Source organism: Synechococcus sp. N5, from assembly GCF_900473925.1.
In the GTDB taxonomy this organism is placed as follows: Bacteria; Cyanobacteriota; Cyanobacteriia; order PCC-6307; family Cyanobiaceae; genus Parasynechococcus.
The window spans coordinates 38,825-56,417 of sequence record NZ_UCNI01000014.1 but is presented as its reverse complement, the minus strand read 5'-3'; the positions used below and the strand labels follow the sequence as shown (position 1 = coordinate 56,417).

The window sequence follows — 17,593 nt, the reverse complement described above, 5'->3', positions numbered from 1 at the left end:
CCCACTCCGTAACCATGGCAGTCAAGGAAAGGATCGGCACCGTCGTCAGCGACAAGATGGAAAAAACGGTGGTGGTCGCGGTGGAAAGCCGCTTCCCACACCCCATCTATCAAAAGACGGTCAGCCGTACCACCCGTTACAAGGCTCACGACGAAGACAACACCTGTCGCGTCGGTGACCGCGTTCGCATCACTGAAACCCGTCCGATGAGCCGCCAAAAGCGGTGGGCCATCGCCGAGGTCCTCAGCCACAGCCCGAAAGCTGCGGCTGAGGAAGCCAACAAGGCTGAAGCTCAGGAGGTGAAGCAGTGATCCAGCAGGAGTCCTATCTCACCGTTGCCGACAACAGCGGCGCCAAGCGCATTCAGTGCATTCGCGTCCTCGGCACCAACCGTCGCTATGCCCACGTGGGCGACGTGATCGTTGCCGCCGTGAAGGATGCCGCCCCCAACATGGGCGTCAAAAAGTCCGACGTGGTGAAGGCCGTTGTGGTGCGCACCAAAGCCACCATGCGTCGTGAAACCGGAAACTCGATCCGTTTCGACGACAACGCCGCCGTCATCATCAACGACGACAAAAACCCGAAAGGCACCCGCGTCTTCGGACCGGTGGCCCGTGAGCTGCGTGAGCGCAGCTTCACCAAAATCGTGTCCCTCGCTCCGGAGGTGATCTGACCATGGCGACTGCAACCACCAAGGCCAAGGCCACCGAGCGCATCAAGATGCGCATCCGCAAGGGCGACACCGTTCAGGTGATCGCCGGCAAGGACAAGGGCAAGACCGGTGCCGTTCTGCGCACCCTGCCCAACGAAAACCGTGTCGTCGTGGAGGGCGTGAACATGCGCACCCGCCACGAAAAGCCCACCCAGGAGGGCGAGACCGGCCGCATCGTGACGGAGGAAGCTTCCCTGCATGCCTCCAACGTGATGCTGTATTCCACCGACAAAAAGGTGGCCAGCCGCGTTGAAATCGTCGTCGAGAAGGACGGCACCAAGAAGCGCCGGCTGAAGAAAACCGGTGAAGTCCTCGACTGATCCCGACTTCTGACCACGCCCAGAAGCACCCCAACCCGTTATGTCACTCAAGAAGCGCTACCGGGAGACCATCCAGCCCAAGCTGCAGAAGGATCTCTCCCTCACCAACATCCATGAAGTCCCCAAGGTGGTGAAAGTCACCGTCAACCGGGGTCTCGGCGAAGCCGCCGCCAATGCCAAGTCCCTCGAGGCTTCGGTGAATGAGCTGGCGCAGATCACCGGCCAGAAGGTCGTTGTGACCCGTGCCAAAAAAGCCATCGCCGGCTTCAAGATTCGGCAGGGCATGCCGATCGGCTGTGCCGTCACCCTCCGTGGTGATCGGATGTATGCCTTCCTCGAGCGCCTGATCAACCTGGCGCTGCCCCGCATCCGCGACTTCCGCGGGGTCAGCCCCAAGAGTTTCGATGGCCGCGGCAACTACACCCTTGGGGTGCGCGAACAGATCATTTTCCCTGAGATCTCCTTCGACAAGATCGATGCGATCCGGGGCATGGACATCACCATCGTGACCACTGCCCGTTCGGACGAAGAGGGCCGGGCCCTCCTCCGCGAGATGGGAATGCCGTTCCAGAGCAACTGAGCCCTCCCCGTCGACACCTATGGCCAACCACGACCCCATTTCCGACATGCTCACCCGCATTCGCAATGCGAGTGAGAAACGTCACGAAACCACCAAGATCCCCGCTTCGCGGATGACCCGCAGCATCGCCAAGGTGCTGCAGCAGGAGGGCTTCATCTCCGAGATCAGCGAGCAGGGTGAAGGCGTTCGCACCGAACTGGTGCTCGCCCTCAAGTACAGCGGCAAGCACAGGCTGCCCACCATCCGCTCCATGCAGCGGGTCAGCAAGCCCGGTCTCCGCATCTACAAGAACACTCGCGGCCTGCCCAAAGTCCTCGGCGGACTGGGTGTGGCGATCATCTCCACCTCCAAAGGTGTGATGAGCGACCGCGACGCCCGTCGTGAGGGCGTCGGTGGCGAAGTGCTCTGTTACGTCTACTGATCCGGAGCTGAACCATGTCACGAATCGGCAAAAACCCTGTTCCCGTCCCTGAAAAGGTCACAGTTTCCCTCGACGGTCTCACCGTCAAGGTGAAAGGACCCAAAGGCGAACTGGAGCGCACCCTTCCTGAAGGCGTCAGCGTCAGCCAGGACAACAACACCATCGTGGTCTCCCCCACGAGCACCAAGCGCATCTCCCGTGAGCGCCACGGCCTGAGCCGCACCCTCGTCGCCAACATGATCGAGGGTGTCAGCAACGGCTACAGCAAAGCCCTCGAGATCGTTGGTGTGGGCTCCCGTGCCCAGGTCAAAGGCAAAACTCTCGTGGTGAGTGCTGGCTACAGCCACCCCGTCGAGATGGAAGCCCCTGAAGGCATCACCTTCAAGGTGGAGAACAACACCAAGGTGATCGTCTCCGGCATCGACAAGGAGCTGGTGGGCAACGAAGCCGCCAAGGTCCGCGCCATCCGTCCGCCCGAGCCCTACAAGGGCAAAGGCATCAAGTACGAGGGCGAGCGCATCCTGCGCAAGGCAGGCAAGTCCGGCAAGAAATAAGCCTTGTCCTGACGTTCCTTCCCTTCACCCACCATGTCCCAACTGTCCCGCAAACAGCAGACGCAAAAACGCCACCGGCGTCTGCGTCGTCACATCACCGGAACCTCAGACCGTCCGCGTCTGGCCGTGTTCCGCTCCAACAACCACATCTACGCCCAGGTCATCGACGACGCGGCCCAGAGCACACTCTGCTCCGCCTCCACCGTTGACAAGGAGCTGCGCGCCGGCCTCAAGGCTCCGGCTGGCAGCTGCGACGCCTCTGTCGCCGTCGGCGAACTGGTCGCCAAGCGCGCCATCGCCAAAGGCATCCAGCAGGTGGTGTTCGACCGCGGCGGAAATCTGTACCACGGCCGGATTAAAGCCCTCGCCGATGCCGCCCGGGAAGCGGGCCTTCAGTTCTGATTCCTGCTCAACCCATGACAGATTCCTCCCCCCAATCCAATCCCAACGCCGTGCCGGGTGCGGCCGACGTTCCAGCGGCAGCCGAAGGGCAGCAGCAACAGGAACAGCGCCGCGGCCGTGGCGACCGTGATGGTCGTCGTGGCGACCGGCGTGGTGGCCGTCGCGGCCAGGAACGCGATTCCGAATGGCAAGAGCGCGTGGTTCAGATCCGCCGCGTCTCCAAGACCGTGAAAGGCGGTAAGAAGATGAGCTTCCGGGCCATCGTGGTTGTCGGCAACGAGAAAGGCCAGGTCGGCGTTGGCGTCGGCAAGGCCAGTGATGTGATCGGTGCCGTCCGCAAGGGTGTTGCCGATGGCAAGAAGCACCTCGTCAAAGTGCCGTTGACCCGCCACAACTCCATCCCGACCCTCTCCAATGGTCGTGATGGTGCTGCCAGCGTGCTCATCCGCCCTGCAGCCCCAGGTACCGGTGTGATCGCTGGCGGTTCCATCCGCACAGTGCTCGAACTCGCCGGCATCAAGAATGTCCTGGCCAAGCGCCTGGGCAGCAAGACCCCCCTGAACAATGCACGGGCTGCCATGGTGGCCCTGTCGCTTCTCCGCACCCACAAGGAGACGGCGAAGGAACGGGGAATCTCCCTCGAACAGATCTATTCCTGATTCGCGATGACTCTCCGACTCGATTCCCTCAAATCCAACAAGGGCGCTCGTCGCCGCAAATTGCGCAAGGGCCGCGGCATCGCCGCTGGTCAGGGTGCCAGCTGCGGCTTCGGTATGCGCGGCCAGAAATCCCGTTCGGGTCGCCCCACGCGCCCCGGCTTCGAGGGTGGCCAAATGCCTCTGTACCGCCGGGTACCGAAGCTGAAGCACTTCCCCCTGGTGAATCCCAAGTTCTTCACCGTGCTCAACGTTTCTGCGTTGAACGACCTGAAGGACGGCAGCACCGTCAACTTGGATTCCCTGGTCAAGGACGGCATCGTGACCAGCCCCAAGCATCCTCTGAAGATGCTCGGCAACGGTGAACTGAAAGCCAAAAAGCTGACAGTGCAAGCCGCGGCGTTCACCGCCTCGGCCCGCACCAAGATCGAAGCCGCAGGCGGAACCTGCGAAATCCTCGACTAATCAAGGGCTCGTCCCCAAGTCAGCCCTAGGGTCTGAGCCGTCCGCTGGATTTCGATCCACGGGCGGCTTCTTGGCTTTTCGCCCAACTTCACTTTCTTCCGGACATGCTCGTCAGTCGGGGTCGCAACCCCAACGCCTCCGAAGTGATCGGCCAGCTGATCACCAACCCTGGGCTCCGCAGTCGCGTGCTCACCACACTCGGCCTGCTGTTGTTGGTGCGTCTTGGGATTTACATCCCAATGCCCGGAATCGATCGAGAAGCGTTCAAGCAATTCATCGATCAAGGCGGACAGCTGATCGGTTTTCTCGACATCTTCACCGGCGGAGGGATCTCCACCCTGGGCATCTTTGCCCTGGGGATCCTGCCTTTCATCAACGCCTCGATCATCCTCCAGTTGCTGACCGCAGCACTGCCGCAGCTGGAAGACCTCCAGAAGAATGAGGGCGAGGCTGGCCGACGCAAAATCGCCCAGATCACCCGTTATGTGGCGCTCGGTTGGGGTCTCGTCCAGAGCGTCGTCTTCGCCATGATCCTGCGCCAATACGCCGTGGAAGGTCTGAGCGAAGTGACCTTTGTGGTGCAGACGGCACTGGCCCTGGTCACCGGCTCGATGGTGGTGATGTGGCTGAGTGAAGTAATCACGGAGCGGGGCATCGGCCAGGGGGCTTCCCTGGTGATTTTTCTGAACATCGTCGCCACCCTGCCGCGCACCCTCGGCGCCACGATCGAAGCCGCTCAAACCGGTGACCGCGACACCGTGCTGGGCATCATTGTTCTGGTGCTGGTGTTCCTGGCCACGATCGTTGGAATCATCTTCGTGCAGGAGGGAGCGCGCCGTATCCCCATCGTCAGCGCCAAGCGCCAGGTGGGTGGAGCAGGTGTGCTCCCCACGCGTCAGAGCTATCTGCCGCTCAAGCTGAATGCCGGCGGTGTGATGCCGATCATTTTCGCTTCAGCCCTGATTTTCCTGCCGGTCACCATCGCCAACCTCACCAAGAGTGAGTGGTTGATCCGTGCGGCCAGTGCCCTGAATCCTGGGGCAGCGAACCCCTGGCCCTACGCACTCACATTTTTTGCATTGATCCTGGGCTTCTCTTATTTCTATGCCTCTCTCACGGTGAATCCCGCTGACATCGCCACCAACCTGAAACGGGGTGGTGTGGCGATTCCAGGCGTTCGCCCCGGCAGCGCCACGGCCACTTATCTCTCAGGAGTCCAGAACCGCCTCACCTTGCTGGGTGGTCTGTTCCTCGGCGCCGTCGCCATCATTCCCGCGGCCGTCGAACGCGCCACGAATGTGCAGACCTTCCAGGGGCTTGGCGCCACATCACTGCTGATCCTTGTCGGTGTGGCCATCGACACGGCCAAGCAGGTGCAGACCTATGTGATCTCACAACGCTACGAAGGCCTCGTTCGCCAGTGAGCGCTGCTGGGCAGCGCACCCTCCATTCACGTCACCTCACGCTTACGCAACCATGAAAAATCGCTTGCTCTTTCTTGGCCCTCCCGGAGCCGGCAAAGGCACCCAAGCCGCTCGGCTGTGCGATTCCAACGGCATGAAGCATCTGTCCACGGGCGATCTGCTGCGCTCTGAAGTGGCAGCCGGCAGCGATCTGGGCAAAGAAGCTGAAGCGGTGATGAACCGCGGCGAACTGGTGAGCGACGCCCTCGTGCTGGCGATTGTGGAAAGCCAGATGAAGGCTCTCACCACCGATGGCTGGCTGCTGGATGGGTTCCCGCGCACGGTGCCCCAGGCTGAAGCCCTCGAACCCCTGCTGGCCGAATTGCAGCAACCCATCCAGGCCGTGGTTCTGCTGGAGCTGGATGACGCCGTTTTGATTGAACGGCTGTTGGCCCGCGGTCGCGCCGACGACAACGAAACGGTGATCCGCAATCGCCTGGAGGTTTACCGCGAGAAAACCGCACCCCTGATTCGCTTCTACAGCGACAAGGGTCTCCTGGTTTCCGTCCCCGCCCAGGGCAGAGTCGAGGAGATCACCAAGCGGATCGAGACCATTCTCGGTTGACCGGCATGGTAACGTTGCCGTTTGGAAATTTGGAGAGCCACGCCTCATGAAGGTGCGCAGCTCAGTGAAGAAAATGTGTGACAAGTGCCGGGTGATCCGTCGCCACGGCAAGGTCATGGTCATTTGCGCCAACCCCAAGCACAAACAGCGCCAGGGCTGATCCCCCGCTGTTCTGAAACATTCCTCGCCTCCAGGACTTCGGAGGCATCTGTCCTTTTCAACTAAACGAACGTGGCACGGATCGCCGGCGTTGACATTCCCCGCGACAAGCGGATCGAAGTGTCCCTCACTTACATCTACGGAGTTGGTCTCACCCGCTCACAGGCCATCCTGGCCAAAACCGGCGTGAACCCCGACATCCGGGTGAAAGATCTGGAGGACGGAGATCTTCAGAAGCTCCGCAACGCCATGGAGGAGTACACCCTCGAAGGCGATCTGCGCCGTCAGGAGGGCATGGCCCTCAAGCGCCTGCAGGACATCGGCTGCGTCCGTGGCCGTCGCCACCGCATGAGCCTTCCCGTTCGTGGCCAACGCACCCGCACCAACGCCCGCACTCGCCGCGGCGCGCGGAAAACTGTGGCCGGCAAGAAGAAGTAAGTCCTCTACATCCTTATCCCTGACTGCATACGGCCATGGCTAAAACCGTCAAAAAATCCGGCCCCAAGAAGGCCAAGCGCAACGTCCCGAACGGCGTCGCTCACATCCAGAGCACCTTCAACAACACCATCGTGTCCATCACCGACACCGCCGGTGAGGTGATTTCCTGGTCGTCTGCAGGTGCCAGTGGCTTCAAAGGTGCTCGCAAAGGCACCCCCTTCGCGGCTCAAACAGCTGCAGAAGCAGCAGCACGTCGCGCCCTTGACCAAGGCATGCGTCAGATCGAAGTGCTGGTGAGGGGTCCTGGCTCAGGCCGTGAGACCGCCATCCGTGCTCTCCAGGTTGCTGGCCTCGAAATCACCCTGATTCGCGACGTCACCCCCCTGCCCCATAACGGTTGCCGCCGGCCCAAGCGCCGCCGCGTCTGAACCGAGCTGATTTCCGTCCGGTTTCTCCCCTTACCCCGATTCAGACCGTGTTGCAGTACCAGATTGATCGCATTGAGCATCAGGTGGCCGAGGATCGCGCCCAGTCCGGCGTTTTCCTGATCGGTCCCCTCGAGCGTGGCCAGGCCACGACCCTGGGCAACGCGCTGCGTCGCGTGCTGATGGGTGGACTGGAAGGCAGTGCTGTCACCGCCATCCGGATTGCCGGTGTCAATCACGAATATGCCACGGTTCCTGGGGTCCGTGAAGACGTTCTCGACATCCTGCTGAACTGCAAGGAGCTCACGGTCAACAGCCGTTCGGCCGAACTCGAGATCGGTCGTCTCGTGGTGGCTGGTCCCGCTGAAGTGAAGGCTGGAGATCTTCAGTTCTCCTCTCAGGTGCAGGTGGTGGACGTCGATCGTCCGATCGCCACCGTGGCCGACGGCCACAGCCTCGAGCTGGAAGTGCACGTCGAGCGCGGCGTTGGCTATCGCCCGGTGGATCGTCACAACGAAGAAACCAGTGCCATCGATCTGCTCCAGATCGATGCCGTGTTCATGCCCGTGACCCGGGTCAACTTCACCATCGACGAAACCGCCGTTGCCGAAGGCGGTTCGGCCCGCGAGCGCCTGCGGATGGAGATCGTCACCGACGGCTCCATTACCCCCGACGACGCCCTGGCTCAATCAGCCAATCAATTGATTGAGCTGTTCCAGCCGCTGGCCACGGTCACTCTCGTGGAGGAAGTTCCTGCTGAACCCGAGCCCTCGGCGGAAGCACAGATTCCTCTTGAGGAACTGAACCTTTCGGTTCGCGCCTACAACTGCCTCAAGCGGGCCCAGGTCAACTCCGTGTCTGACCTGATGGGCTTCAGCTACGAGGATCTTCTGGAGATCAAGAACTTCGGTTCCAAATCCGCTGATGAAGTGATCGAAGCCCTCGAGCGCATCGGCATCTCCATCCCCCAGAGCCGCACTTCTGCATAACTGCAGAACGGCCTGAACGTCCTTTTTCGTCTTCGTCACCGACAGAACCATGCGTCATCAATGCCGAGTTCCTCAGCTGGGACGTCCAGCTGACCAGCGCAAGGCAATGCTGCGCGCCCTGACCACCCAGCTGATTCGCGAAGGTCGGGTCACCACCACCAAGGCACGGGCCAAAGCGCTTCGCGACGAAGCCGAGCGCATGATCACCCTGGCCAAGGACGGCAGCCTCGCCTCCCGTCGCCGGGCCATGGGTTACATCTACGACAAGCAGCTGGTGCATGCCCTGTTCGACAAGGCTCCCAACCGCTACAGCGATCGCAAGGGTGGCTACACCCGCATCACCCGCACCGTTCCCCGTCGTGGCGACAACGCCGAGATGGCCATCATTGAACTGGTCTGATCAGACCTCACGTCAGTTCTGACGTTTGAACACCCAACCCTCGTCTGCAGGTCCTGAGCCAGCGTCCCTTCAGCGGATCGCGCTCAGCCTTCAGTACGAGGGTTCTTCGTTTTGTGGGTGGCAGCGCCAACGCAACGGTCGCAGTGTTCAGGCCGTGCTGGAGGACGCCATCGCCCAGCTTGATCCGCACCGACCGGTGCAGACCTTTGCAGCCGGTCGCACCGATGCAGGCGTTCATGCCGCCGGTCAGGTGGTGCACTTCGACTGCAGTGGCCCGATCCCAGCTCGCAAATGGGCCCCGGCTTTGAACGGACGCCTGCCGCGCACCATTCGTGTGCGCGAATCCGTCGCCCGTCCCCTGGATTGGCATGCCTGTTACTCCGCCACCTACAGGCGATACCGGTACACGATTCACAACGGGCGCCGCCCCAATTTGTTTTTAAGCCCCTGGAGCTGGCACCGATACCAACACAGACTGGATGAGTCCCGCATGCGGGACGCTTTGAGCAGCATGCTTGGTCTGCACGACTTCAGCGCCTTCATGAAGGCAGGCAGCCGTCGCGCCCATGCCCGAACCACCGTGCAGGAGGTGCTCGTGGAGCGCCAAGGCGATCTTCTGCGGGTTGAGATTCAGGCCAGTGGTTTTCTGTACGGCATGGTTCGCCTGCTGATGGCCCAGTTGGTGGCCGTTGGCGAGCACCGTCTCAGTGTTGCCGCCTTTGAACAGCGCTGGAGGGAACGACGACGCCATGAGGTGAAAGAGGCGGCGCCGGCCACGGGCCTCTGCCTGCTTCGGGCTGGCTATGCCGAGCCCATCTTCACCAAAGCCGGCTGGTACGATTGTCAGCCGTGGTTTTTTCTGGCCGAGAGCGATCCGCCTCCGGATCCACCCTCAACGCCGGGATAAACGGGCCTCTACTTCGAAAGCTGCCCAACTCACTGGAGCTGGAGAGCCGAAGAGTAAGCTCGATCTTTAGCCCCGTCAGGTCCAGTTCTGGACCGACCCCTTTGCCCAGTTCCGCTTCTTCAGGCGGGACATAACCGAACCGGCATGCCGGCGCGATGAACAAGACCTCTCTCCCCCCGATTGATTCGATCGACCGCCAGTGGTACGTGGTGGACGCTGAGAATCAAACCCTCGGCCGTCTGGCCACTGAAGTGGCCGCCGTGCTGCGTGGCAAGAACAACCCCAGCTTCACCCCCCATCTGGACACCGGTGATTTTGTCGTCGTCGTGAACGCCGAGAAGATCAAAGTCTCCGGCCGTAAGCCCCAGCAGAAGCTGTACCGCCGTCACTCCGGTCGTCCCGGCGGCATGAAGGTGGAAACCTTCGAAGCTCTGCAGGAACGGATCCCCGAGCGGATCGTGGAGAAGGCCATCAAAGGCATGCTCCCCCACAACGCCCTGGGCCGCCAGATGTTCCGCAAGCTCAAGGTCTACAAAGGCACCGAGCATCCCCACGCCGCTCAAAAGCCCCAGCCTCTTCAGCTCAACCCCTCCGCATCCGCCCAATGAGCAACAACTCCGTCGTCTACTGGGGCACCGGTCGTCGCAAGACCTCTGTCGCCCGTGTTCGTCTCGTCCCCGGCAATGGAGCGATCACCATCAATGGTCGTCCCGGTGACAACTATCTGAACTACAACCCCTCGTACATCGCAGCGGTGAAGGCTCCCTTGGAGACCCTCGGCCTCAGCAGCGAGTACGACATCCTCGTCAACGTTCACGGTGGTGGACTCACCGGTCAGTCCGGCGCCATCAAGCAAGGTGCAGCCCGCGCCCTGTGTGAATTGTCTGCCGACAACCGCAAGCCGCTGAAGACGGAAGGTCATCTCAGCCGCGACCCCCGTGCCAAGGAACGCCGCAAGTACGGCCTCAAGAAAGCCCGTAAGGCTCCTCAGTTCTCCAAGCGCTGATTTTTTTACCGATGCCAAAGCCCGACATTCATCCCACCTGGTATCCCGACGCCAAGGTGATCTGCAACGGCGAAGTGGTCATGACCACAGGCGCCACCCAGCCGGAGATCCACGTCGACGTCTGGAGTGGCAACCACCCCTTCTTCACCGGCACCCAGAAGATCCTCGACACCGAGGGGCGTGTGGACCGCTTCATGAAGAAGTACGGCATGGGCACCAAGAAAAAAGGTGCCGACCCTGCCAAGGCCGAGTCCAAGGCCTGAGGGTGAGAACGGGGCATGGACGCCTCGACCTTGTTCACACGGCTGGAAACAGCCACAGCCAGCTTCCGCAACCTCGAGCGGCAGCTGGCTGATCCTGATGTGGCCGCTAATCCGAAGCGGCTTGAATCGATCGCACGGGAGCGATCAAGACTTGAGCCACTCGTGCTCGACTTCGAGGAACTCCAGAAGCTCGAATCCGAGCGTGATTCCGCACGTCAGCTGCTGAAAGACAGTCGCGGTGACGCTGCAATGGAGGAACTGGCGCAGGATGAGTTGGCCAGCCTCCAGGAACAGCACGCAACGCTGACGGAGCGGCTCACCCTGGCTCTGCTGCCGCGGGATCCCCGCGATGAGCGCAGTGTGATGCTGGAAATTCGTGCCGGCGCAGGCGGCGACGAGGCCTGTCTCTGGGCCGGTGATCTGGCACGGATGTATGAGCGGTACAGCCAAAAAGTGGGCTGGGCCGTGCAATCCATCAGCTGCACAGAGGCCGACCTGGGCGGGTTTCGCGAACTGATCCTGTCGGTGCGTGGCGACAGCGTCTACAGCCAACTGAAATTTGAAGCGGGAGTGCATCGGGTGCAACGGGTCCCGGCCACGGAATCCCAGGGTCGGGTCCACACCTCAACAGCCACAGTGGCCGTGATGCCCGAAGCCGATGCCGTGGAAGTTCAGCTCGACCCGAAGGATCTCGATATCAGCACAGCGCGTTCAGGCGGTGCTGGGGGGCAGAACGTCAACAAGGTGGAAACAGCTGTGGACCTTCTCCACAAACCCACGGGCATCCGCGTGTTCTGCACCCAGGAACGCTCCCAGCTGCAGAACCGGGAACGGGCCCTGGAGATCCTGCGCGCCAAATTGTTGGAGCGGGAGCAGGCGGCTGCCGCAGAACGCGAAAGCAGCGACCGACGCGCCCAAGTGGGCAGTGGTGACCGCTCCGAAAAAATCCGCACCTACAACTACAAGGACAACCGAACCACAGATCACCGGCTGGGCCGAAACTTCACCCTTGAACCTGTGCTGGAGGGCCAGCTGGAGGACCTGATCGGTGCCTGCATCGCCGAAGAGCAACGTCAGAAACTCGAAGCGCTGAGCGATCAGGCCGAGGCCTGACGGTCAAGCACCGATCACGTACTTCGCCCATTCCTGGTGATGACCGGAATGGATCTGGCGCCGGGCCTCAAAACTGAGGCTGCTGGCCGGTCGCCGCGGCACATGGCGCAGAGGCATGGCGGCTTCCTTCGGAGTTCGATTGCCTTTGCGCACATTGCAGCTGAGGCAAGCCGTGGTCACGTTCTCCCAGGTGTCGCTACCTCCCCGACTGCGGGGCATCACATGGTCGATGGACAACTGATTGTCACGACTGCCGCAGTACTGGCAGGTGTGGTTGTCCCGCTGGAAGAGGTTGCGACGCGTCAGGGGCAACTGACGAAAGGGAACGCGAACGTACTGGCGCAGGCGGATCACCGTTGGCAGGTGGGTGCCATGACGCAGTTGCCGACAGGGGTCGTGTTCCAGACTCTCGGCCTTGCCCTTCAGCATCATCACCACAGCCCGTCTCCAGGTGGTGATATTGAGCGGCTCGTAGGACGCATTGAGAACGAGAACCTGGCCCATGCCAGCTCACTCAATAATGGTCATGCTATCTGCGATGTGAAGCTGTCTCGGTAGCGCCGAGCACCGCCTGTGATTCCGGAGCTGAATCCACGTCAGCGCGCCTGGGTGGAGGTTTCACCTGCAGCGATTCGGGCCAACGCCAGGGCGCTCTGCCAACACCTCGGTGCTCGTACCCAACTGATGGCGGTGGTGAAGGCCGATGGCTACGGCCACGGCGCCGAGACGGTGGCACGGGCTGCCCTTCAGGGGGGAGCCACCAGCCTTGGCGTGGCCACGCTGCAGGAAGGCCTTGAGCTGCGGCGGGCCGGCCTGGAAGCACCAGTGCTGTTACTCAGCAACCTCAATGAACCGGAGGACCTGCGCACCTGCCTGCACTGGCGGTTGATGCCCACCCTGAGCAGCCTTAGGGATGCCCAGCTCTGCAACGCTCTGGCTGCCGAGAGCGGTCGATGTTTCGACGTGCAATTGAAGATCGACACCGGCATGGCACGGCTGGGCTGCTCCCTCAGCGAGGGACATCAGACCGCGGCGGAGCTGAACAGCCTGGAACACCTCAATCTGGAGGGCATCTACAGCCATCTGGCCTGTGCCGATGAGCCGAACGATGCCTTGACCAGCCTCCAGCAGGAGCGCTTCGTGAGCATGCTCTCGGCCCTGCCCCAAGCGGGTGCCGGCATCACCCGCCATCTGGCCAACTCGGCAGGGACCCTGCTCAACCGGGAGCTGCACCACGACCTCGTGCGCGTTGGATTGGCCCTGTACGGCCATGCCCCCGCCAGTCATCTGAGCAACGTCATTCCCCTGCAACCCGCCCTGGCGGTTCGTGCCCGGGTCAGCCTGATCCGCGACGTGCCCGCCGGCACTGGAGTCAGCTACGGCCATCGCTTCATCACCCAGCGCCCCACGCGGCTTGCGGTGGTCGGGATCGGCTATGCCGATGGTGTTCTGCGGTCCCTCAGCGGGCACATCCAAGCCTTGCATCGCAATCGCCAGCTGCCTCAGGTGGGAGCCATCACCATGGACCAGCTCCTGCTGGATGCCACCGATGCAGCTGAGCTGGAGGAAGGCGACATCGTCACTCTGCTGGGCCAGGACGGCGAACTGGAATTAAGCCCTCAAAGCTGGAGCAACCACTGCGGCTCGATTCCCTGGGAGATCCTCTGTGGTTTCAAACGACGTCTGCCCCGCGTTGAAGTCTGACTACCTGCCCAGCACTTGGTACTCTGGGTGCGCCGCTGGAGAGGTGGCTGAGTGGTTGAAAGCGGCTCCCTGCTAAGGAGTTACAGGAGGCAACTTCTGTCGAGGGTTCGAATCCCTCCCTCTCCGTTCCAAGTCCATCAACTCAATCCGCCGGTTCCTCTGAGCTGGTGAACAGGTTGAGTTGCCGTGCCAGCTCCGGCAAAAGCGATGCGTCCCTGGCGCGATCAGGCCCCGTGGTGAACACCACCAGCAAGCTGGGCGGCTGCTGTTCAGACGCCTGGAACCAGGCGGCGTCATGACGGGCCTGACTCATCCAGCCGGCCTTGCTCCACAGCAGAGCGTCCTCAGGTAGGCCTTCGCCGAGGAAGCCATCCACCTGGTTTTCAGGATCAGCGCGACGCTGCTTTTGATCGAGCGAGCGCCGCAACAGACCCTGCAGCCGACGACAGGCCGGTGGCGAAACCACCGCACCGGTCATCACCGCCTCCAGCATCCGGGCTGTCGCAACCGTGGACAAGCCATTGCGGTTGCCGTTGTCGGCCCCATAGAACATTTTCTCCCGGCCATAGGGACCATCACCCCAGGTCTTCTGGCAGCAATTCACCGCCTCAAGTTCCGGCCAGGCCAGGCTCTGCAACCAGCCATTGATCAAGCGACGCTGCTGCGTCCAAAGCTCCCAGCGTTCGCCATGGATGGCAGGGCCGCTTGTGGTGCCTGTGAGCAGATCCACCACAAGCCCCGTGGCATCGTTGCTGGAATCGGCGATCATGTCGCGCATCGCGCGCCGCAATTCGTCGCTCTCAGGGATCAGGTCCCGTTGCAGCCACTGCTCAACAGCGACGGCATAGAACAGCTTCACCACGCTGGCCGGATAGAGGATCCGGTCTTGGTTCCAGGAAGCACCACGGCCCTGACCCGCCTCCGGTGCAGCTTCGTCGTACCGCACCCAGGTGATCGCCAGGCTGTTGCGCAGCCCCGGGCGACCGTCGGCATCGAGCCCATCGAGGGCCGCCTCAAGCCGAGCCGCCATTGCGGGATCGGGACGGTAGAACGCCATAGCGATTCGATTGGGCCATGGCGACGTTAGGCACCCTGCTGGCCCCGGACCTGATTCAGACAGGCTCCAGTTGGCAGCTGTGCGCTGACGTGAATGGTTATTCGCGATCTGACGGCGCGAGTCTGACCACTCAGGCCTGTCGTGGACGCCGTTTTCGCATTCTGGAGAGGCAGCCCAAGAGGATCGCTGTTCAGCTGCTGGAGGATGGCTACCGCTGCTGGTTCGAACTCGAGGCGGTTCTGGGGCGAGCTGAGCGATGCGCAGCCTGGCGACCGTCGCCGCTGAGCGCGACGGAGATTGAACGACGCCTGCCTGGCGTCCTCGCCTGGAGCGAAACCGCCCAGCAGCGTCGCAATGTCTACCTCTGGGGAGGCACCACAGAACCGGACATGGATTGTTCCGGTCTGATGCAGATGGCCTTCGCCAGCCAGGACATTTGGATTCCGCGAGATGCCTATCAACAGGAGCGGTTCTGCCAACCTGTTGCAGCTCTGCCCGACGATCACAGCCTGCTGCGCCCTGGAGATCTGCTGTTTTTTGGCACACGGCAGCGTTGCACCCATGTGGGGATCCATCTCGGCGAGGGCCGCTACCGCCACAGCTCAGGCCAGGACCATGGGCGCAATGGGATCGGCATCGACAGCTTGCACAGCAGCGATCAACACCCTGTGGCTTGCCACTACAGGGCTGAATTCCGCGGCGCAGGCCGTGTGGTGCGTTGCCATGACGGATCGCATCTCTCCTGACGCTGGCAGGCGGATGAATCGAGCCCCTGCTTAAGTTGAGCGACTCGCAGCGCGACCGGCATGAGTGCACCCCTGAATCTCTCGGTGGTGGTGCCGCTGTACAACGAAGAGGAAAGCCTGCCTCATCTGGTTGAGCAGCTCCTTTCAGCACTGCGTCCAAGCGACGAGGCGTTTGAACTGGTCCTGGTCGACGACGGATCCAGCGACCGCACCGCGAACGTGCTGGCCCAGCTCAGCGCCGAAGTGCCCGAAGTGGTGGCTGTGCTGCTGCGCAAGAACTATGGCCAGACCGCAGCCATGGCGGCTGGGTTTGATGTGGCTGGCGGAGAGGTGATCGTCAGCCTCGATGGAGATCTGCAGAACGATCCAGCCGACATTCCCATGCTGCTGGCCAAACTGCGAGAGGGGTACGACCTCATCAGTGGCTGGCGCCATCAGCGCCAGGACGCCGCCCTCCAGCGCAAACTTCCCTCCCGGATCGCCAACCTCTTGATCGGCCGGGTAACCGGTGTGCGGCTGCATGACTACGGCTGCTCCCTCAAGGCCTACCGCCGCGAGGTGCTCTCAGACATGCGGCTCTATGGGGAGCTGCATCGCTTTCTTCCCGCCCTGGCCTTCATCGAGGGTGCACGGATCACCGAAGTGAAGGTGAACCACCGGGCGCGTCAGTTCGGCAGCAGCAAGTACGGGATCGATCGCACCTTCCGTGTGCTGATGGATCTGCTCACGGTCTGGTTCATGAAGCGTTTTCTGACCCGGCCGATGTACGTGTTCGGCTTCGGGGGGCTGCTGGCCATCGCCGCCAGCCTGATCACCAGCACCTATCTCCTTGTGATCAAGGTGATGGGAGGCGACATTGCCAATCGCCCACTGCTCACCCTGGCGGTGGTGCTTGGCTTGGCTGGCATTCAATTGTTCTGCTTCGGACTGCTGGGCGAACTGCTGATCCGCACCTACCACGAAAGCCAGGATCGCCCGATTTATCGCATCCGCGAAACATTGCGCGGCGGCCGAGCCGGCTGACGGATCGGGGCAGCGGCCGGCGCGCCACGGAACGGTGCGATCGCCGCAGCAGCTGCTTCCACCACACGCGCATCGCTGTCACGCAGCGCCTGTCGCAGCAGGGGCAGCGCCGAACGGTGTCGCCATCGGGCGGCCAGACGAACGGCGCGCAAACGCTCCTCGGGTCCAGCCTCCATATCAGCCTTGAGACGACGCTCCAGGGCAAGACGCTCCAAGGGACTGCTCGGCGCCGTCCAGGACTCCAGGGAAGCATCGGCGGATTCCCCATCAGCAGCGGGCTCAATCACCAGTTCCAACTGGGCACGATTGATCTGTGCGACACGGCTGGCATCCGTGCTGGAAAGCATCGGCTTCACCGGCTTCCTGCGCAACCAGAGCACCACCGTGAGCAGCACGACGGCACCGGGGAGGAGAACGTTCTGCATGCGGATTGAACTTTTATGTCGCCGTCGGGGCCTAAAGCAGGCCGTCAGAACGGTCCTACTTACAGTAGCTGCGAAGCTTTTGGCCTCGACATGACTGGAGATTTCGCTGCTGCCTGGCTGCCTGCGATTTTCGTGCCCATCACCGGAATCGTGTTCCCCGCAGTGTTCATCGTCCTTGTTGGTCGAGTGATCACCGCTGCCGAGTGACCGCGACCTGCGGACCGTTTCAACCCCTCAGCACTCGTACCTCATGACCGTCACTCCTGCTGCTGATCCCTGCGTCGGCAACCTTGCGACACCCGTCAACAGCGGCTATTTCATCAAGGGTCTAATCAACAACCTGCCTCTGTACCGCCCCGGAATTTCCCCGAACTTCCGGGGCCTGGAAACCGGTGCAGCCTTCGGTTATCTGCTCTACGGCCCCTTCACCATCTGTGGTCCCCTGCGTGCCACGGAATACCAGCAAACCGCTGGCCTGCTGGCTGCCATCGGCGCCGTGCATATCCTCAGCCTGCTGTTCCTGCTCTACAACCAGCCCGGCAAGCAACCCAACATCCCCCCTGCAGATGTGACGGTTGAGAATCCCCCCGCCGACCTGTTCACCCGCACCGGCTGGGCTGACTTCACCAGTGGGTTCTGGCTGGGTGGTTGCGGCGGTGCCGTTTTCGCCTGGTTCCTCTGCAACACCGTTCACGTGCAGGAACTGTTCAAGATCGCTGCTGGTGTCTGGAGCGTCGGCTGAAGCAGTTCACTGAACCCTCTGAAAAAAACCATTCATCCCCCGGTTGCCTGATTCCAGG

29 protein-coding genes and 1 tRNA gene are annotated in these 17,593 nt (G+C 62.0%); 27 read left to right on the top strand and 3 right to left on the bottom strand.

The annotated features are described in order from the left end of the window. Nucleotides 1–14 precede the first annotated feature (14 nt). The 21 genes from rpsQ (at nucleotide 15) to prfA (ending at nucleotide 11,838) form a co-directional block, all read left to right on the top strand. Nucleotides 15–311: a 30S ribosomal protein S17 gene (rpsQ, locus tag DXY03_RS11140; RefSeq protein ID WP_006850241.1), complete on the top strand. Its 297-nt coding sequence runs from the start codon at nucleotides 15–17 to the stop codon at nucleotides 309–311. Then, nucleotides 308–673, top strand: a complete 366-nt coding sequence (gene rplN / locus DXY03_RS11135; protein WP_006851211.1) for a 50S ribosomal protein L14 — start codon at nucleotides 308–310, stop codon at nucleotides 671–673. Before rpsQ ends, rplN begins: the two co-directional genes overlap by 4 nt. A gap of 2 nt (nucleotides 674–675) precedes the next feature. After that, nucleotides 676–1,032 (top strand): 50S ribosomal protein L24, encoded by a 357-nt coding sequence (gene rplX / locus DXY03_RS11130; RefSeq protein ID WP_006852039.1) that lies wholly within the window; start codon nucleotides 676–678, stop codon nucleotides 1,030–1,032. Nucleotides 1,033–1,072: 40 nt separating this feature from the next. Further along, entirely contained in the window at nucleotides 1,073–1,612 is a 540-nt protein-coding gene (gene rplE, locus DXY03_RS11125; RefSeq protein ID WP_006851706.1) for a 50S ribosomal protein L5, read from the top strand. A 19-nt stretch (nucleotides 1,613–1,631) separates the two neighbouring features. After that, nucleotides 1,632–2,033 (top strand): 30S ribosomal protein S8, encoded by a 402-nt coding sequence (rpsH, locus tag DXY03_RS11120; protein ID WP_006850769.1) that lies wholly within the window; start codon nucleotides 1,632–1,634, stop codon nucleotides 2,031–2,033. A gap of 14 nt (nucleotides 2,034–2,047) precedes the next feature. Then, nucleotides 2,048–2,587 (top strand): 50S ribosomal protein L6, encoded by a 540-nt coding sequence (gene rplF, locus DXY03_RS11115; protein ID WP_114987267.1) that lies wholly within the window; start codon nucleotides 2,048–2,050, stop codon nucleotides 2,585–2,587. A 33-nt stretch (nucleotides 2,588–2,620) separates the two neighbouring features. Next, nucleotides 2,621–2,989 (top strand): 50S ribosomal protein L18, encoded by a 369-nt coding sequence (rplR, locus tag DXY03_RS11110; protein ID WP_114987264.1) that lies wholly within the window; start codon nucleotides 2,621–2,623, stop codon nucleotides 2,987–2,989. Nucleotides 2,990–3,003: 14 nt separating this feature from the next. Continuing rightward, the gene (gene rpsE / locus DXY03_RS11105) at nucleotides 3,004–3,648 is read left to right on the top strand and encodes a 30S ribosomal protein S5 (RefSeq protein ID WP_115010468.1); all 645 of its coding nucleotides are present in this window, start codon (nucleotides 3,004–3,006) and stop codon (nucleotides 3,646–3,648) included. A 6-nt stretch (nucleotides 3,649–3,654) separates the two neighbouring features. After that, nucleotides 3,655–4,110 carry a 50S ribosomal protein L15 gene (gene rplO, locus DXY03_RS11100; RefSeq protein ID WP_115010467.1) on the top strand — a complete coding sequence of 152 codons (456 nt, stop codon included), beginning with the start codon at nucleotides 3,655–3,657 and terminating at the stop codon, nucleotides 4,108–4,110. 104 nt (nucleotides 4,111–4,214) lie between these two features. Continuing rightward, nucleotides 4,215–5,534 (top strand): preprotein translocase subunit SecY, encoded by a 1,320-nt coding sequence (secY, locus tag DXY03_RS11095; protein WP_115010466.1) that lies wholly within the window; start codon nucleotides 4,215–4,217, stop codon nucleotides 5,532–5,534. A 52-nt stretch (nucleotides 5,535–5,586) separates the two neighbouring features. After that, a complete protein-coding gene (locus DXY03_RS11090) occupies nucleotides 5,587–6,138 on the top strand; it encodes an adenylate kinase (RefSeq protein ID WP_115010465.1) in 552 nt (183 codons plus the stop codon). Nucleotides 6,139–6,184: 46 nt separating this feature from the next. Beyond that, nucleotides 6,185–6,298: a 50S ribosomal protein L36 gene (rpmJ, locus tag DXY03_RS11085; RefSeq protein ID WP_006850859.1), complete on the top strand. Its 114-nt coding sequence runs from the start codon at nucleotides 6,185–6,187 to the stop codon at nucleotides 6,296–6,298. A gap of 71 nt (nucleotides 6,299–6,369) precedes the next feature. Continuing rightward, on the top strand, nucleotides 6,370–6,735 hold the full coding sequence (gene rpsM / locus DXY03_RS11080; protein WP_006850466.1) for a 30S ribosomal protein S13: 366 nt from the start codon (nucleotides 6,370–6,372) through the stop codon (nucleotides 6,733–6,735). 35 nt (nucleotides 6,736–6,770) lie between these two features. After that, nucleotides 6,771–7,163, top strand: coding sequence for a 30S ribosomal protein S11 (gene rpsK / locus DXY03_RS11075; RefSeq protein WP_006850182.1), 393 nt, complete (start codon nucleotides 6,771–6,773; stop codon nucleotides 7,161–7,163). A 47-nt stretch (nucleotides 7,164–7,210) separates the two neighbouring features. Next, nucleotides 7,211–8,149: a DNA-directed RNA polymerase subunit alpha gene (locus DXY03_RS11070; protein WP_115010464.1), complete on the top strand. Its 939-nt coding sequence runs from the start codon at nucleotides 7,211–7,213 to the stop codon at nucleotides 8,147–8,149. Between the two features lie 49 nt (nucleotides 8,150–8,198). Next, nucleotides 8,199–8,549: a 50S ribosomal protein L17 gene (gene rplQ, locus DXY03_RS11065; RefSeq protein ID WP_006851925.1), complete on the top strand. Its 351-nt coding sequence runs from the start codon at nucleotides 8,199–8,201 to the stop codon at nucleotides 8,547–8,549. A 25-nt stretch (nucleotides 8,550–8,574) separates the two neighbouring features. Beyond that, nucleotides 8,575–9,456, top strand: a complete 882-nt coding sequence (truA, locus tag DXY03_RS11060) for a tRNA pseudouridine(38-40) synthase TruA (RefSeq protein WP_115010463.1) — start codon at nucleotides 8,575–8,577, stop codon at nucleotides 9,454–9,456. 155 nt (nucleotides 9,457–9,611) lie between these two features. Further along, nucleotides 9,612–10,064, top strand: a complete 453-nt coding sequence (rplM, locus tag DXY03_RS11055; RefSeq protein WP_114987243.1) for a 50S ribosomal protein L13 — start codon at nucleotides 9,612–9,614, stop codon at nucleotides 10,062–10,064. Further along, the gene (gene rpsI / locus DXY03_RS11050) at nucleotides 10,061–10,462 is read left to right on the top strand and encodes a 30S ribosomal protein S9 (protein ID WP_115010462.1); all 402 of its coding nucleotides are present in this window, start codon (nucleotides 10,061–10,063) and stop codon (nucleotides 10,460–10,462) included. Before rplM ends, rpsI begins: the two co-directional genes overlap by 4 nt. Before the next feature lie 11 nt (nucleotides 10,463–10,473). After that, nucleotides 10,474–10,725 carry a 50S ribosomal protein L31 gene (gene rpmE, locus DXY03_RS11045; RefSeq protein ID WP_115010461.1) on the top strand — a complete coding sequence of 84 codons (252 nt, stop codon included), beginning with the start codon at nucleotides 10,474–10,476 and terminating at the stop codon, nucleotides 10,723–10,725. Between the two features lie 15 nt (nucleotides 10,726–10,740). Further along, nucleotides 10,741–11,838 (top strand): peptide chain release factor 1, encoded by a 1,098-nt coding sequence (gene prfA, locus DXY03_RS11040; RefSeq protein ID WP_115010460.1) that lies wholly within the window; start codon nucleotides 10,741–10,743, stop codon nucleotides 11,836–11,838. 3 nt (nucleotides 11,839–11,841) lie between these two features. On the opposite strand, the gene DXY03_RS11035 is transcribed toward prfA, so the two are convergent. Continuing rightward, nucleotides 11,842–12,342, bottom strand: coding sequence for an HNH endonuclease (locus tag DXY03_RS11035; protein WP_115010459.1), 501 nt, complete (start codon nucleotides 12,340–12,342; stop codon nucleotides 11,842–11,844). Nucleotides 12,343–12,411: 69 nt separating this feature from the next. Here DXY03_RS11035 and alr point away from each other — a divergent pair, with 69 nt between their 5' ends. Next, complete coding sequence (alr, locus tag DXY03_RS11030; protein ID WP_170952054.1) at nucleotides 12,412–13,542, top strand: alanine racemase; 1,131 nt, start codon at nucleotides 12,412–12,414, stop codon at nucleotides 13,540–13,542. Nucleotides 13,543–13,579: 37 nt separating this feature from the next. Then, nucleotides 13,580–13,668, top strand: a tRNA-Ser gene (locus tag DXY03_RS11025). 16 nt (nucleotides 13,669–13,684) lie between these two features. Here DXY03_RS11025 and DXY03_RS11020 read toward each other — a convergent pair. Further along, nucleotides 13,685–14,599 (bottom strand): serine hydrolase, encoded by a 915-nt coding sequence (locus DXY03_RS11020; RefSeq protein ID WP_115010458.1) that lies wholly within the window; start codon nucleotides 14,597–14,599, stop codon nucleotides 13,685–13,687. A 17-nt stretch (nucleotides 14,600–14,616) separates the two neighbouring features. Between DXY03_RS11020 and DXY03_RS11015 the strand changes: the two genes are divergently transcribed. Together DXY03_RS11015 and DXY03_RS11010 are read left to right on the top strand one after the other, a co-directional pair. Further along, complete coding sequence (locus DXY03_RS11015; RefSeq protein WP_115010457.1) at nucleotides 14,617–15,345, top strand: C40 family peptidase; 729 nt, start codon at nucleotides 14,617–14,619, stop codon at nucleotides 15,343–15,345. 60 nt (nucleotides 15,346–15,405) lie between these two features. Further along, the gene (locus DXY03_RS11010) at nucleotides 15,406–16,368 is read left to right on the top strand and encodes a glycosyltransferase family 2 protein (RefSeq protein ID WP_115010456.1); all 963 of its coding nucleotides are present in this window, start codon (nucleotides 15,406–15,408) and stop codon (nucleotides 16,366–16,368) included. Here the strand turns inward: DXY03_RS11010 and DXY03_RS11005 are convergent. Continuing rightward, nucleotides 16,326–16,793, bottom strand: coding sequence for a HEAT repeat domain-containing protein (locus DXY03_RS11005; RefSeq protein ID WP_115010455.1), 468 nt, complete (start codon nucleotides 16,791–16,793; stop codon nucleotides 16,326–16,328). The two genes, DXY03_RS11010 and DXY03_RS11005, sit on opposite strands and share 43 nt — an antisense overlap. Nucleotides 16,794–16,883: 90 nt before the next feature. Here DXY03_RS11005 and DXY03_RS11000 point away from each other — a divergent pair, with 90 nt between their 5' ends. Together DXY03_RS11000 and DXY03_RS10995 are read left to right on the top strand one after the other, a co-directional pair. Further along, the gene (locus tag DXY03_RS11000) at nucleotides 16,884–17,000 is read left to right on the top strand and encodes a photosystem I reaction center subunit VIII (protein WP_006851672.1); all 117 of its coding nucleotides are present in this window, start codon (nucleotides 16,884–16,886) and stop codon (nucleotides 16,998–17,000) included. A gap of 43 nt (nucleotides 17,001–17,043) precedes the next feature. Next, nucleotides 17,044–17,535, top strand: a complete 492-nt coding sequence (locus tag DXY03_RS10995; RefSeq protein WP_011363361.1) for a photosystem I reaction center protein subunit XI — start codon at nucleotides 17,044–17,046, stop codon at nucleotides 17,533–17,535. Nucleotides 17,536–17,593 lie beyond the last annotated feature (58 nt).

Excerpts from the sequence above, each read along its gene's own strand:
- rpsQ (WP_006850241.1), top strand. The coding sequence starts at position 15 with ATGGCAGTCAAGGAAAGGATCGGCACCGTCGTCAGCGACAAGATGGAA.
- rplX (WP_006852039.1), top strand. The coding sequence starts at position 676 with ATGGCGACTGCAACCACCAAGGCCAAGGCCACCGAGCGCATCAAGATG.
- rplE (WP_006851706.1), top strand. The coding sequence starts at position 1,073 with ATGTCACTCAAGAAGCGCTACCGGGAGACCATCCAGCCCAAGCTGCAG.
- rpsH (WP_006850769.1), top strand. The coding sequence starts at position 1,632 with ATGGCCAACCACGACCCCATTTCCGACATGCTCACCCGCATTCGCAAT.
- rplF (WP_114987267.1), top strand. The coding sequence starts at position 2,048 with ATGTCACGAATCGGCAAAAACCCTGTTCCCGTCCCTGAAAAGGTCACA.
- rplR (WP_114987264.1), top strand. The coding sequence starts at position 2,621 with ATGTCCCAACTGTCCCGCAAACAGCAGACGCAAAAACGCCACCGGCGT.
- rpsE (WP_115010468.1), top strand. The coding sequence starts at position 3,004 with ATGACAGATTCCTCCCCCCAATCCAATCCCAACGCCGTGCCGGGTGCG.
- rplO (WP_115010467.1), top strand. The coding sequence starts at position 3,655 with ATGACTCTCCGACTCGATTCCCTCAAATCCAACAAGGGCGCTCGTCGC.
- secY (WP_115010466.1), top strand. The coding sequence starts at position 4,215 with ATGCTCGTCAGTCGGGGTCGCAACCCCAACGCCTCCGAAGTGATCGGC.
- DXY03_RS11090 (WP_115010465.1), top strand. The coding sequence starts at position 5,587 with ATGAAAAATCGCTTGCTCTTTCTTGGCCCTCCCGGAGCCGGCAAAGGC.
- rpmJ (WP_006850859.1), top strand. The coding sequence starts at position 6,185 with ATGAAGGTGCGCAGCTCAGTGAAGAAAATGTGTGACAAGTGCCGGGTG.
- rpsK (WP_006850182.1), top strand. The coding sequence starts at position 6,771 with ATGGCTAAAACCGTCAAAAAATCCGGCCCCAAGAAGGCCAAGCGCAAC.
- rplQ (WP_006851925.1), top strand. The coding sequence starts at position 8,199 with ATGCGTCATCAATGCCGAGTTCCTCAGCTGGGACGTCCAGCTGACCAG.
- rplM (WP_114987243.1), top strand. The coding sequence starts at position 9,612 with ATGAACAAGACCTCTCTCCCCCCGATTGATTCGATCGACCGCCAGTGG.
- rpsI (WP_115010462.1), top strand. The coding sequence starts at position 10,061 with ATGAGCAACAACTCCGTCGTCTACTGGGGCACCGGTCGTCGCAAGACC.
- rpmE (WP_115010461.1), top strand. The coding sequence starts at position 10,474 with ATGCCAAAGCCCGACATTCATCCCACCTGGTATCCCGACGCCAAGGTG.
- prfA (WP_115010460.1), top strand. The coding sequence starts at position 10,741 with ATGGACGCCTCGACCTTGTTCACACGGCTGGAAACAGCCACAGCCAGC.
- DXY03_RS11035 (WP_115010459.1), bottom strand. The coding sequence starts at position 12,342 with ATGGGCCAGGTTCTCGTTCTCAATGCGTCCTACGAGCCGCTCAATATC.
- DXY03_RS11020 (WP_115010458.1), bottom strand. The coding sequence starts at position 14,599 with ATGGCGTTCTACCGTCCCGATCCCGCAATGGCGGCTCGGCTTGAGGCG.
- DXY03_RS11015 (WP_115010457.1), top strand. The coding sequence starts at position 14,617 with ATGGCGACGTTAGGCACCCTGCTGGCCCCGGACCTGATTCAGACAGGC.
- DXY03_RS11010 (WP_115010456.1), top strand. The coding sequence starts at position 15,406 with ATGAGTGCACCCCTGAATCTCTCGGTGGTGGTGCCGCTGTACAACGAA.
- DXY03_RS11005 (WP_115010455.1), bottom strand. The coding sequence starts at position 16,793 with ATGCAGAACGTTCTCCTCCCCGGTGCCGTCGTGCTGCTCACGGTGGTG.
- DXY03_RS11000 (WP_006851672.1), top strand. The coding sequence starts at position 16,884 with ATGACTGGAGATTTCGCTGCTGCCTGGCTGCCTGCGATTTTCGTGCCC.
- DXY03_RS10995 (WP_011363361.1), top strand. The coding sequence starts at position 17,044 with ATGACCGTCACTCCTGCTGCTGATCCCTGCGTCGGCAACCTTGCGACA.